The following is a 14357-nucleotide window of genomic DNA, read 5'->3' as shown; positions in this document are numbered from 1 at the left end:
ATAAATAGAGTTGAGTGATTTAACTCTATTTGTGTTTATAGAGAGTATTATGAAATTTAATAATATTATTATTTTGTATCAAAAAAATTAAAATCCAAATGCTTGTATTAAGTTCTTTCTTTGCATTAAATTGAAGTTATGGTATACTAATAATACTAGAATAATTAGGAATTAAGTGACTAAAGCATTAAAAAAGGAGACCAGTATGGATTATATTTCAAGCAACTATCAACCACTTAGCGTAGAAGAAGTATATCGTGATATTCGCAATAGAATATTAAAGTTAGATCTAGAACCAGGAATGAAAATTAGTGAAAATCAAATGTGCGAGGAATATAAAGTTTCTCGGTCTATAATTCGAACTGTATTTACTCGATTGAGTCAGATGGAGTTACTGACCGTATATCCACAGAGAGGAACTTATGTTAGTTTAATTGATTTGAATTATATAGAAGATTTGCTCATATTGCGTACTGCAGTAGAAAAAGAAGTATTATACGAGATATTCACGAGAATTGAAGAAAACAGTCGTATAATGCTAGTAGAAGAGTTAGAAAAAAATTTAGCATTACAGGAAAAATGTAAGAAAAAAGATGTTTATGATAAAGAATTCCAAAAGTTGGATTCTGTGTTTCATAAAATTATGATTGATAGCGTAAAACGTTATCGGCTAGTAGAAATTTTGAAAAACCCTATGCTTCATATTTCTAGATGGCGCAATTTAGATGTGGCGGCTATTGAGGGTAGACTGCATCAATTGATAGATGAACATAGAGCTGTTACAAATGGGATTAAAGAGAATAGCCTGAATAAAGCACAGGCTGCTATGCAAAACCACCTAGAGACTATTTCTAAAGCTGCTACCATAGCAAAGGAAAAATATCCACAATATTTTACAAAATAATGTGTTGTTTTGTAAAATATTATAAATATAGTTGATAAAAGTTATAAAATATGAAAAATTAAATGGAATTTTATATAAGCCTAATACACATGTTAGAAATATTACATGTATATTAGGCTTATATGTTTAATCTAAGAAAAATTTCTGTTAACAGTAGGGAGGTAATAAATATAGAACTATGTTTTGAGTTTTCTGCAAAAAACGTATTAAGATAGAGTGGATTTTGTTGCATAAGAAGAAAAAATTAAAGAATAAAAAACGTTTGACAAAAAAAAAGTAGTATGATAATATTTAATTATAGAACTTGTATACAAGAATACTAAGATTACAAGTTATAAATGTTTGACAAATGTCAAACAAATATTTTCTATTCCAACTTGTATACAAGAATACTAACAAACAAAACAATCATAGCCGATTTACGAAATTTATTTTAAAAGAAACGGAGAATTGTTGATTATGTATACATTAGGTATTGATATAGGTTCAACAACATCAAAGTGCGTCATTTTAAAAGATGGAAAAGATATAATGACTTCTTCCATTGTTATTGCGGGAACAGGAACAGAGGGACCAAGCAAGGCGAGAGAAGAAGTATTGAAAAATGCCGGATTAAAGGAAGAGGATTTGAGCTATGTAGTAGTAACCGGATATGGAAGGTCTACATATGACAATGCCAATGCTGAAATCAGTGAATTAAGTTGTCATGCCTTAGGAGTAAAGCACATGTTTCCTGATGTGAGAACAATTATTGATATTGGTGGGCAGGATGCAAAAGTACTAAGTTTAAATGAAAAAGGCAACATGGTTAACTTTTTAATGAATGATAAATGTGCAGCAGGTACAGGAAGATTTCTAGATGTTATGGCTGGAATTTTACAGTTAGATATTAATGATTTGGAAATTAAGGCAGCAGAGGCCACAAACCCAGTTAAGATTTCCAATACCTGTACAGTATTTGCAGAATCAGAGGTAATATCTCAGCTTGCAGCGGGTGTACAAATAGATAATTTAGTGGCTGGAATTTGCAGTTCTGTAGCAAGCAGGGTTGCTTCTCTTGCTAAGCGTGTTGGAATTAAGGAAAAGGTTTGCATGAGTGGTGGTGTAGCACAAAATGGTGGAGTTAGAAATGCACTAGCAGAAGAATTGGGAATAGAGATTTTTTATTCACCTTCAGCACAGTTAATGGGTGCACTTGGTGCAGCACTAGCCGCTTATAATAAGGCTAATTAAAGATTAGTGCAGATTTAAAGAACAGAAGATATAGATAATTTTATCAATACTATTGAAAAAATTGAGGAAAGAATATAACAAAATTGTTCATTCCCCTCCACTATGATTTATTATTCCATAGCGGAGGAAAATATAAAAACCTAATAGCTAAAAACTATTAAAGTCAATGCCTGTGGATTCCACAGGCAACTAAAAAATCAATAAAAGAAGGAGGCCTTTAAAATGGGGGAAGAAAAGAAAAAAGCAAAACGTGTTTTAGATCCAAATTCAGCTGCTTATAAGTTGAATGAAATCGTTGTAAAACATTACAAAGAAGTGCAGGAGGCAAAAGATAGAGGAGAAAAGATTGCATGGTGCTCTAGTAATTTCCCACAAGAAATTTTTCAAACTTTAGGAATTAAAGTTTGTTATCCTGAAAATCAAGCAGCAGCAATTGCAGCTAGAGGAGCAGGAGAAAAATTATGTTCTATATCAGAAGCTGATGGATATTCTAATGATATTTGTGCTTATGCAAGAATAAGCTTAGCATACATGAAAATAAAGGATGCTCCAGAGCAAAACATGCCTCAACCAGATTTCTTATTATGTTGTAACAATATCTGTAGTTGTATGACTAAATGGTATGAAAACATTGCAAAAGAATTAAATATACCACTTATTATGATTGATGTTCCTTTTAATCCTGATTATGAAGTATCAGATGCTGAAGTTGCTTATGTTAAAGGACAATTCTTAGCTGCAATTAAGCAATTAGAGGAAATAACAGGTAAAAAGTGGGATGAAGAAAAGTTTAAAGAAATTATGGCAATTTCAAGCCGTACCTCTAAAGCATGGCTTGAAGCTACAGGCTATACAAAATATGAACCTTCACCATTAAATGGTTTTGATTTATTAAATCATATGGCAGTAGCAGTGTGTGCTAGAGGAACTGTAGAAGCAGCAGAAGCTTTTGAGACTTTAGTACAAGAGTATAAAAAGGCAGTTGAAGAAGGAACAAGTACTTATCGTGGAGAGCAAAAACATAGAATAATGTTTGAAGGAATAGCTTGCTGGCCACATCTTCGTGCTACATTCACTGGACTAAAATCTAGGGGTATAAACATGGTAGCGACAATTTATGCAGATGCCTTTGGTTTTATATATGATGATCTTGATGGTCTTATTAGAGCATACTGCAATGTTCCTAATGCTATAAATTTAGAGCATGCTCGTGATAAGAGAGTGAAAATAGCTAAGGATACTAAGGCAGAAGGTTTATTAGTACATACAAACAGATCTTGTAAGCTTTGGAGTGGATTTATGTATGAAATGAGTCGTCAAATTGGAGAACAATGTGATATTCCTGTTGTATCCTTTGATGGTGACCAAGCTGATCCACGTAATTTCTCAGAAGCACAATATGAAACTCGTGTGCAAGGCTTGACTGAGATTATGGAAGCAAATAAGGGAGGTAAATAAAATGGCTGCATTGAATGAAGTTTTAATAAAATTTAGCGATATTGCTGCGAATCCAGACAAGCAGCTTAAAGCTTATCTTGAAAGTGGTAAAAAAGTAGTTGCATGTGCACCTGTGTACACACCAGAGGAAATCATACATTCTATGGGTTTTGTTCCTATGGGAGTATGGGGAGCAGATGTGGAAATAAAAGAAGCAAAGCAATATTTTCCAGCTTTTATATGTAGTATTATGCAATCTATTTTAGAGCTTGGAATTAAAGGCGTATATAATGGAGTTTCTGCAATTGTAATCCCATCTCTTTGTGATTCATTAAAGACTCTTGGACAAAATTGGAAGAGTGCTGTAAAAGATATTCCATTTATTCCAATGACTTATCCTCAAAACAGAGCTAATGAAAATGGAAAAAGTTTCACAAAAGCTGGATATGAAAGAGTTATTAAAGACCTTGAAGCAGCGACTGGAGCAGTATTCTCAGAAGAAGCATTAAAAAAATCTATTGAAATATACAATGAACATAATGCTGCAATGAGAAAAATTAGCAATCTATTAATAGGCTATCCTCAAATAACAGCTTCACAAAGAAGTGACATATTTAAGAGTGCATATTTTATGGCAAAAGAAGAACATACAAAGTTATTAGATGAGTTAATAAATGTACTTGAAGAAACTAAATCAGAAGAAAACAAAAAAATAAAAATTATTACCTCTGGAATTTTAGCTGATAACAAAAATCTTTTAAAGATTATAGATGACAGTAATTTCCAAATTGTTGGCGATGAAATTGCCCATGAATCACGTCAATATAGAGTAGATGCTAAACTTAATTTATCACCACTAGATGCTTTAAGCGAAAAGTTTTCTGAGATGGATAACTGTTCTGTACTATATGATGTGGAGAAAAAAAGAGCTGATTATATAGTAGAGTTAGCAAAACGTACAGGTGCAAAAGGGGTAGCTATCTTTATGACAAAGTTCTGTGATCCAGAAGAATTTGACTATGTATTTGTAAAAAGAGCTCTTGATGCAGCAGAAATTCCAAGTACTTTAGTTGAAGTTGACAGACAAATGGTTAACTATGGACAAGCTCAAACAATACTTCAAACTTTTGCAGAAATGATAGGTTAATAATCAAAAGAGCATATATAAAAAGACACAGATAAAGCTAACATAAAAATATCTGTAGTCATAGGTAAGAATACTATTCATCTTAGTTAGTAAAATAAGGAAGGGTTAATGTTATGGAATTGAAAGATTTAACAATAGGGCAAGTTTTATGTGATAGGTTGAAAACTATGGCAGAGGAAAAGGCAGTTGAATATGAAGATGTATTTTACACCTGGAGAGAATTAGATGATTTCTCTAATAAGTTTGCTATAGAGCTTCTAGACTATGGGATTGAACATAATAGTCATGTTGCTATTTGGAGCAAGAACAACATTAACTGGATAATTACTTACCTAGCATTGGCTAAAATTGGGGCTATTTCTATATTGATTAACCCAAGTTATAAAGAAGATGAATTAGTTAAAATTCTTGAATATTCAGAAACAGAGTATGTATGTTATGGAGAATGTCATACAGAAAGAAACAGTAAGAATATTATTAGCAGTTTAAAGGAAAAGAGCATAGGAAGGGTAAAGGAGTATGTATCTATAGAAAAAGGTAGATTTGATCAATGGGGAAAAAGCAATGAAACAAATAAGTTAACCGATGCCAACATAGAGCGTTTAAAACAAATAAAGCATAAAGTTTCCCCTCATCATAATGCAAGCATGGTATTTACATCTGGAACTACATCTATGCCTAAGGGAGTAATGCTTACTCATTACCAACTCATGAATGTGGCTGGAGAAGCTGCGCAACAAATGAGATGGACAAAAGAAGACAGAATGTGCATAGCATTACCTCTATTCCACTGCTTTGGATTAAGTGTTGGTTTTTTCGCCAGCCTGAGTAAAGGCTTTTGTATTCATTTATTGCCAGAAGTTAGAACCTCTTATGTTCTAAAATGTATTGATAAATACAAAATAACTGTTCTAAATGGAGTTCCAACAATGTTTTTAGCTCTACTTGGCAATCCAGAAAGAAAAAATTATGATTTATCATCTCTAAAATCGGGAATAATTGCTGGCTCTACAGTTTTTAGAGAGGACTATCTAAAGATACAGAAAGAACTTGGTTTTGAGAAGCTTCAGCAATCTTATGGACAGACGGAAGCATCACCTTCTATTACTTTTAATAATTATGATGATTCTATAGATGTTAAATGTGCATCTGTTGGAAAAGTGATTCCTAATGTAGAACTCAAAATTATTAGTAAAGAGTATGAAAATGAACTGCAACCTTATGAAGTCGGTGAAATAGTTATTAAAGGCTACAATGTAATGCAGGGATATTATAAACGCCCCAAAGAAAATAGCAAGAAGATTAGCGAAGATGGATGGCTTCATACAGATGACATTGGATATATTGATAACGAAGGAAATCTTTATATAACAGGCAGGAAACAGGAAATTATAATACGTTCTGGTGAAAATATTTCACCAAGAGAAATCGAAGATGTTATTATGAAATATCCAAGTATTCTTCAAACAAAGGTGTTTGGAGTACCAGCACCTATTGTTCAGGAAGAAATAGCAGCTTGTGTTATTAGCAGTGATGAAAAGTTTCAGATAGAAGCTTTAGAAGAGCACTTGAAAAAATATTTAGCTAATTATAAAGTTCCTAAGTTTATCTTTACATATAAAAAGTTTCCATTAAACTCTAATGGAAAAATCAATATGCAACAATTAAAAGAAGAAATTCGATTGAGAATAAATAAGGAGGAAAGTTTATGATTTTAACAGAACAGCATGAGTTAATCAGAAAATTGGCAAGAGATTTTGCAGAAAAAGAATTAACATCAGATATTTTAGACAAAGTTGAAGAAACAGAGGTTTTTCCGAAGGAAATCCTTGACAAGATGGCTAAGGCAGGATTTTTTGGAATAAAAATTCCAAGAGAACTAGGAGGCGCAGGTGCTGATACTCGTTCATATGTAATTGTAATGGAAGAGATTGCAAGAGCTAGTGCAGTTGCTAGTATATATGTTTCTTCACCTAACTCTCTTTCAGGGGGACCATTATTATTATCAGGAACTGATGAGCAAAAAGAAAAATATTTAAAACCAGTTGTAAAAGGAGAAAAGATACTTGCCTTTGGATTAACAGAACCAGGAGCAGGATCTGATGCTGGTGGAATGACTTCAACAGCAGTACAAGATGGAGATTATTACATATTAAATGGGCGTAAAACTTTTATTACAATGGCACCTTTTGCTGATTATTCTGTAGTTTATGCAAAAACTGATATGAGCAAAGGAACAAAAGGTATTTCTGCTTTTATCATTGATATGAAACAAGAAGGAGTATCTTGTGGTAAAGCTGAAAACAAGATGGGTGTTATTGGATGTGCAACCAGTGACATTATTATGGAAAATGTTAGAGTACACAAAAGCAATGTTTTAGGAGAAATAAATCAAGGTTTTATAAATGCTATGAAAACTCTTGATACAGGACGTATCGGAGTAGCAGCTCAATCTATAGGTGTAGCACAAGCAGCTTTAGATGAAGCTATTAAATATGTTAAGGAAAGAAAACAATTTGGAAGAAGACTTGGAGATTTCCAAGCTATAAGCTTTATGATTGCAGATATGGCAACTAAATTGAAGGCTGCAAAAGAACTAGTTTATGATGCTGCTTATTTAAAAGATACAAACCAAAATGCATCAATGGCAGCATCAATGGCTAAATATTATGCAGCAGAGGCTTGTAATGAAATTTGTGCTAAAGCTGTTCAAATTCATGGTGGTTATGGATTCATGAAGGAATATAAAGTAGAACGTTTATATAGAGACTGTAGAGTATTTACTATTTATGAAGGAACTTCACAAGTACAGCAGATGGTAATTGCTGGTCACTTGTTAAAGAAGTAGGAAGGAGAATTATAATTATGAAGATTTTAGTATGTGTAAAACAAGTACCTGATACAAACGAAGTAAAAATTGATCCTGTAAAAGGTACATTAATAAGAGATGGAGTTCCTAGTATTTTAAATCCTGATGATGCTAATGCATTAGAAGCGGCACTAGCTATAAAGGATAGCAATCCTGAAGCAAAAGTAGTTGTTTTAACTATGGGACCACCACAAGCAAATGTTATGTTAAGAGAATGTCTTGCTATGGGTGCTGATGAAGCATATTTATTAAGTGATAGAGCCTTTGGTGGAGCTGATACTTGTGCAACCTCTACAACTATCGCAGCTGGTATAAAAAAGATTGGTGATGTAGATATTATTTTAGCTGGAAGACAAGCTATTGATGGCGATACTGCTCAAGTTGGACCACAAGTGGCTCAAAGATTAGGATTACCAGTAGTGACTTATGTACAAGATATACAACTTAAAGATGACAAAGTAGTTGTTCAAAGACAGATGGAAGATGGATATGAAGTACTTGAAGTACAAATGCCATGTCTTTTAACTGCTGTAAAAGAATTAAACGAGCCAAGATACATGAGTATTTATGGAATTGTTGATGCTTACAAAAAAGAAATTCCTATGTGGAATCATGAAGATGTAGCATTAGATCCTAAAGATTGCGGATTAAAAGCATCACCAACACAGGTATTCCGTTCATTTACTCCACCACCAAAAGGAAAAGGTGAAATGTTAAAGGGCTCTGTTAAAGAAATGGCATCTGGTCTTGTTTCTAGATTAGAAGAAAAGCATGTAATATAGAAAGGACGGTTAATTAAAATGGCTGTAAATGTTTTAAAGGATAAATGCAAAGGTTGTACTAAATGTGTAAAAAGCTGTCCTTTTAGTGCAATAACTATGGAAAATAAGATTGCTGTTATTGGAAGTACTTGTACTGGATGTGGCGTTTGTGTAAAAGAATGTCCATTTGATGCAATTGAAAAAGAAGAAGAAGAAAAAGCAGTAGTTGATTTAAGTGCATATAAAGGTGTTTGGGTATTCGCTGAACAACGTGAAGGAAAAATCATGTCTGTATCAATAGAATTACTTGGCGAAGGTAAAAAGTTAGCAAAAGAAATTGGAACTGAACTTTGCGCAGTTTTATGCGGAAATAACGTAGCTGGATTAGCAAATGAATTATTTGCTTATGGTGCTGACAAAGTTTATGTAGCTGACCATTCAGAATTAGAAAAATATCGTACAGATTCTTATACAAAAGTAATATTTGAAGCAATTTCCACATATAAGCCTGAAATAGTATTATTAGGAGCTACTCATATAGGCCGTGATTTAGGTCCATGTCTTGCAGTAAAATGTAATACTGGCTTAACAGCTGATTGTACTAAATTAGAAATTGATCCTGAAGACAAGAAGATTAAACAGACAAGACCTGCCTTTGGTGGAAATCTTATGGCTACTATTGTTTGTCCTAATAATAGACCACAGATGTCTACAGTAAGACCTGGGGTAATGGATAAGGCTGTTTATGAAGAAGGACGTACTGGTGAACTTATAAAACTAGATGTAGAGTTTAAAATAGGAGATATCAGAACAAAAGTTCTTGAAATCGTGAAAAAATCAGGAGAAATGGTTTCATTAACAGATGCAGAAATTATTGTTGCAGGTGGTATGGGCCTTGGAAAAGCTGAAGGCTTTGAATTATTAAAAAGCTTAGCAGATAAACTAGGTGGAACTATTGCTGCATCAAGAGCATGTGTAGATGCTGGATGGATTGATCATTCTTATCAAGTAGGACAAACAGGTACAACAGTAAAACCTAAAATATATTTTGCTTGTGGTATTTCTGGTGCTATTCAACATTTAGCAGGTATGCAAAGTTCTGATTATATAGTTGCTATCAATAAAAATGAAAGTGCTCCTATTTTTGAAGTTGCTGACTATGGTATTGTCGGTGATTTATATGAAGTGATTCCTGCAATTATAGAAGAGCTAAAGAAGTAATAGAATATAATTTAGATCTTTAATATGTTAATTAATTAATTTTAATAAAATCTTTTTTAAAATAATTTAGGGGGAATTGATTATGAGTAATAAACCATTAGCTGGAGTAAAAGTTATTGAATTGGCAACATTTATAGCTGCTGCCACATCAGGACGTTTTCTAGCAGATTTAGGTGCAGATGTTATAAAGATAGAAAGTGAAAAAGGTGATCCTATCCGTTATACAGCACCAAATGAAGGAAGACCTCAAGATATACGCGAAAATACTACATGGGACTTAGAAAATGCAAATAAACGTTGTATTTCTTTAAATATGAAAACTCCAGAAGGTAAAGAAGCTTTCTTTAAATTATTAAAAACAGCTGATATTTTAATTACAAACTGGAGACCTCAAGCATTAGAACGTGCAGGACTAAGTTATGAAGACTTAAAGAAAGAATATCCAAGCTTAGTTTATGCAATGTGTACAGGATATGGAGAATTTGGTCCTGATAAGGATTTACCTGGATTTGATTTTACTGCGTTCTTTGCAAGAGGTGGTTATTTTGACTCAATGCGTCAAAAGGGTACTAAACCTTTCAATGGTATTGCTGGTTTAGGAGATCACAACGTAGGTATGAACCTTGTAGCAGGTATTTTAGCTGCATTATATCAAGCTAAGACTACAGGAAAAGGAGAAAAAGTTACTACAAGCTTATTCCAAACTGCAGTTTTCAATATGGGAATAATGGTTCAAGCAGCACAATACAAAGATATAGGCGTTAAATATCCTATTGATGTTCGTGAAATGGATAATACACTTAATGCTGCATGGGAATCAAAAGATGGAAGATATGTACAGACATGTATGCCTTCTTTCAATGCATACTATCCTAAATTTATGGCTGCTATTGGCAGAACTGATTTAGTTGATTGTGACAAATATTTCCCACAAGAAAATATGTTAAGAGCGGGACTAGCTCATGAACTTTATGATAACATAATGGCAACTATGAAAACTTTAACTGTGGCTGAAATCAAAGAAAGATTAACAGAAGCAGATGTTCCTTTTGGTGTTGCGCAAACTTGGGAAGAAATTCTAGAAGATAAGCAGGCATGGGCAAATGAATGCTTCTATACTATGAAATATGGTAATGGTAATGAAAGAACGTTAGTTCAACTACCAGTAAACTTTTCTGAAATGGGAGCAAGAGCTTATGAGCGTGGTCCAATGATTGGTGAACAAGGTAGAGAAATTTTAAAGGAAATTGGATACACAGATGAAGATGTTAATAAGCTAATTGACAATAAAACGTTATACATCATGGAATATTAAGAGAATCCAATAGAACTTTTATTCAATTATGGATACTTCTTAACTAAGTAGAAATTTACAACAAAGATACATCATAATAAAAATAAAGTTGTTATGATGTATCTATATTTATAAGGAGGGAATTGTACATGCAAATTTTAAAAAGAGTTCAAAAGGTTCCAGGAGGATTGATTGTTATCCCTTTATTTATTGCCGCAATAATAAATACAGTTTTTCCTCAAGCACTAAAAATTGGTGGAATTACTTCCGCAGTTATGTCATCCGCAGGTACTATGACATTTATAGGTTGTAACTTAATGTGTGTAGGTGCACAAATAAATCCTAGAGGTGTTGTAGAATCATTAAAGCGTGGCGCGGTACTAGCTGCTGCGAAATTCTTCGCAGGATTTGTTCCAGCTTATATAGTGACAAAAATGTTTGGGGTAAACGGTTTCTTGGGTATTACACCTCTAATGCTTATGGCAGCTGTTACAAGTATTAACTCTGGTATATTTCTTGGTCTTATGCCTTCCATTGGAGATGAATATGATACTGGTGCTCAATCCTTATTGGGACTTACAACTGGTCCTTTCTTCACTTTAATCGGTTTGGGAGCAGCAGGAGCTGCAGCCTTTAACCCAATTGCTTTAATTGCATCAATAGGTACCATGCTTATAGGTTTTGTACTTGGCAATCTTGATAATGATATAAGAAAATTTTTAGCCCCTGGTATTGGTTTCACACTTCCATTCATAGGATTTTGTCTTGGAGCTGGATTAAATATTTTAAGCATATTTAAAGGTGGAGCTACAGGTATTATCTTAGCGGTATTAGTTATTATTTTATCATTACTATTCTTAGTACCTGCTGATAAGTTCATACTTAGACGTCCTGGTTATGCAGCAGTTGCAAATTGTTCATCAGGTGGTAGTGCTGTAGCAGTTCCAGCAATTATAGCACAGGTAACTCCAAGCTTAGCACATCAAGTGCCAGCTGCAACTACAGCTATAGCTGCTTCAGCGGTAATAACTGCAATTACAACTCCTTTGTTAACAAATCTTGCTGTTAAATTATGGGGATCTGGAAAAACAGCTAGTGAAACTAAAGAAAAGGGTGAAAATTAATAATTAAAGGTATATTTCTAAAAGCGATTTAATGAAACAGTTTATTATATTCTATACTGCATCATTTTCTCTGATTACCTTTCCCTTCTAAATATAAAAAAGCATACATAATTAAAAATCATACAGATGCAGAGAGGATATTATTTGGCATACTGTTCATCTTTCGTGTATATATGTTTAGTAAACTTTATATAACACGTTAAGGAATAGTATGCCATATTTATTTTTTAATATGGAAAGCTGATAGAGGGGACTAATAAATACATATAGTCCTCTCTACATTTTTTAAAAACTATGTTTTCAAGCACATTTGTAATACATAAGAGGAGGAGTATTATGAAAATAAGGCAAAAAATTACCATTACTATAGTATTCTTGATTGTATTATCAATTCTTTCAACAGGAATTTTTACATATATACAATCAAGCAATATTATTTTAGCTCAAACAAAAATATCAGGGCTTCAATCGGTCAAAAAGGAAAATAACACTATTTCTCAAATGATTGAAAGAGAAATAGCTGTTGCAAATTATTTAACATCAAATAGAGATGTGTTGGATTTATTGGCAAATCAAGGTGACCAGACAAAAGTTGAAATAGTTAACAAGATATTAGAACAGCATATGTCTGATAAAAAAAATCTTGATGGTATATATATTTGTAATGAAAAGGGGGTTATAATTGCAAATCCTAATAAGTCTACTATAGGCAAAGATCTTTCATCAGGGCAGTATATAAAAGATACAATATCTACTAAAAAAGTTCAAATAAGTGAGACTCGAGATTCAATAGCTACAGGTAAAAAAATTATGGTAATTACGCGTCCTATTATTGACAGTAATAACCAGCTGAAAGGGATTGTAGGTACACCTATAACTTGTGAAAGTATGACAATTTACCTTAAAGATATGAAGCTTAATGAAACAAAATCAAGCTATGCATATCTTGTTGACACAAAAGGAAATCTTCTTTATCATCCTAAGACCGACCTAATAGGAAAGCAGGTTGATATTAAAGAGATAAAGGATGTAGTTGATAGAATACAGAAAGGAGAAAAGGTTTCTGAATCTTTGGTTAACTATTCATCGGGAAAACAAAAAATGATTGCTGCTTACTCTGTTATTCCTAAAACTAACTGGATATTGGTGATTAATGGTGATGTCAATGAAATACAGGCTCCAATAAAGCAAATGAGTCTGTTTGTGCTATTAATAGGCTTAGCTATAATTGTAATAGCTTCCGTAACAGGATTTTTTATTGCAAAAAAAATTTCCTTGCCAATTATTGGAGTTACTGATTTGATTGATAAAACCTCAAAGCTTGATCTTAAACATGATGAATCTTTTGGATGGCTTTTAAAGTATAAGGACGAAACTGGAATTATGTGTCACAGTATAGTCAATATGAGAAAAGTATTGAGAGAAATGGTTGATTTATTACAAAAATCTTCAAAAGATATAAACGACAATTCCTTAGAGGTTGAAGGTATCTCCGAAAAAGTATATGTCAACTCCAGCAATAATTCTGCTATAACCCAGCAATTGTCTGCTGCTATGGAAGAAACTGCTGCATCTGCTGAAGAAATTACATCTTCAATTGAAGATGTAAAAGGTAATGTAGTTTCAATTGTCAAGAGAGGTAAAGAAGGTTCAATTTTATCATCTCAAATTATTGAAAGAGCGATTATAATGAAAAAAGATACTTTAGAGTCAGATAAAAATTCTAAAATTATACATTCTAAAGTAAAAGAAAAATTAGAACAAGGGGTCGAGGAGCTTAAGTCAATTATGCAGATTAATCTTTTAGCAGAGGATATTTTAGATATTACCGGTCAAACAAATTTGTTAGCTTTAAATGCGGCTATTGAAGCGGCAAGAGCTGGAGAAGCTGGAAAAGGCTTTGCAGTGGTAGCTGATGAAATTAGAAAACTGGCTGAAATATCTTCAAAAACAGCAGAGGATATTCAAAAAATATTATCAAGAGTTACTTCAGCGGTTAATAACATGACAAATAGCTCTGAACAAGTACTTAAATTTCTTGATACAGATATATCTGAAGACTACAAAAAGTTTATAGAAGTTAGTGAGCAATATAATCAGGATGCAGCTTTAATAACTAAAATGATGTCTGCAGTAAGTGACGCATCTCAAGAGCTTGAAGCAACAATTAATATTATTAGTAAGGCAACTGATGAAGTGGCTGTAACAATTAATGAAAGTGCTCAAGGTGTTAGTAATATAGCTGAAAAAACTCTAAATACAGTTTCACTAACAAAAGAAATAGAAAATAAATCAAAAGAAAGCATTGAATATGCTGATAAATTGCAAAAAATTGTATCACAATTTAAAATATAATTATTGTAATTG

At 32.8% G+C, this 14357-nt stretch carries 11 protein-coding genes; all 11 read left to right on the top strand.

Features of this window, described 5'->3' with window-relative positions; all coding sequences use genetic code 11:
• The first annotated feature begins 205 nt into the window (after nucleotides 1–205).
• The 11 genes from I6U48_RS06610 (at nucleotide 206) to I6U48_RS06560 (ending at nucleotide 14345) form a co-directional block, all read left to right on the top strand.
• Nucleotides 206–904 carry a GntR family transcriptional regulator gene (locus tag I6U48_RS06610; protein ID WP_218319624.1) on the top strand — a complete coding sequence of 233 codons (699 nt, stop codon included), beginning with the start codon at nucleotides 206–208 and terminating at the stop codon, nucleotides 902–904.
• A 459-nt stretch (nucleotides 905–1363) separates the two neighbouring features.
• Nucleotides 1364–2137 carry an acyl-CoA dehydratase activase gene (locus tag I6U48_RS06605; RefSeq protein ID WP_218319623.1) on the top strand — a complete coding sequence of 258 codons (774 nt, stop codon included), beginning with the start codon at nucleotides 1364–1366 and terminating at the stop codon, nucleotides 2135–2137.
• Between the two features lie 222 nt (nucleotides 2138–2359).
• On the top strand, nucleotides 2360–3595 hold the full coding sequence (locus I6U48_RS06600; RefSeq protein WP_218319622.1) for a 2-hydroxyacyl-CoA dehydratase subunit D: 1236 nt from the start codon (nucleotides 2360–2362) through the stop codon (nucleotides 3593–3595).
• Nucleotide 3596: 1 nt separating this feature from the next.
• Nucleotides 3597–4721, top strand: a complete 1125-nt coding sequence (locus I6U48_RS06595; protein ID WP_218319621.1) for a 2-hydroxyacyl-CoA dehydratase subunit D — start codon at nucleotides 3597–3599, stop codon at nucleotides 4719–4721.
• A 113-nt stretch (nucleotides 4722–4834) separates the two neighbouring features.
• Nucleotides 4835–6433 carry a class I adenylate-forming enzyme family protein gene (locus tag I6U48_RS06590; protein ID WP_218319620.1) on the top strand — a complete coding sequence of 533 codons (1599 nt, stop codon included), beginning with the start codon at nucleotides 4835–4837 and terminating at the stop codon, nucleotides 6431–6433.
• Entirely contained in the window at nucleotides 6430–7569 is a 1140-nt protein-coding gene (locus I6U48_RS06585; protein ID WP_218319619.1) for an acyl-CoA dehydrogenase family protein, read from the top strand. Before I6U48_RS06590 ends, I6U48_RS06585 begins: the two co-directional genes overlap by 4 nt.
• A 17-nt stretch (nucleotides 7570–7586) precedes the next feature.
• Complete coding sequence (gene etfB / locus I6U48_RS06580) at nucleotides 7587–8372, top strand: electron transfer flavoprotein subunit beta (protein WP_218319618.1); 786 nt, start codon at nucleotides 7587–7589, stop codon at nucleotides 8370–8372.
• A gap of 18 nt (nucleotides 8373–8390) precedes the next feature.
• A complete protein-coding gene (locus I6U48_RS06575) occupies nucleotides 8391–9572 on the top strand; it encodes an electron transfer flavoprotein subunit alpha (protein WP_218319617.1) in 1182 nt (393 codons plus the stop codon).
• 82 nt (nucleotides 9573–9654) lie between these two features.
• Nucleotides 9655–10887, top strand: coding sequence for a CaiB/BaiF CoA transferase family protein (locus I6U48_RS06570; RefSeq protein ID WP_218319616.1), 1233 nt, complete (start codon nucleotides 9655–9657; stop codon nucleotides 10885–10887).
• A gap of 128 nt (nucleotides 10888–11015) precedes the next feature.
• Entirely contained in the window at nucleotides 11016–11990 is a 975-nt protein-coding gene (locus I6U48_RS06565) for a 2-keto-3-deoxygluconate permease (RefSeq protein WP_218319615.1), read from the top strand.
• 336 nt (nucleotides 11991–12326) lie between these two features.
• Nucleotides 12327–14345 (top strand): methyl-accepting chemotaxis protein, encoded by a 2019-nt coding sequence (locus I6U48_RS06560; RefSeq protein ID WP_218319614.1) that lies wholly within the window; start codon nucleotides 12327–12329, stop codon nucleotides 14343–14345.
• Nucleotides 14346–14357: the final 12 nt, after the last annotated feature.

Origin of the sequence: Clostridium thailandense (assembly GCF_019207025.1) — a bacterium.
Lineage (GTDB): Bacteria > Bacillota > Clostridia > Clostridiales > Clostridiaceae > Clostridium_AM > Clostridium_AM thailandense.
Note: the sequence above shows the minus strand (reverse complement) of the source record. Positions and strands in the feature narration are given on the sequence as shown.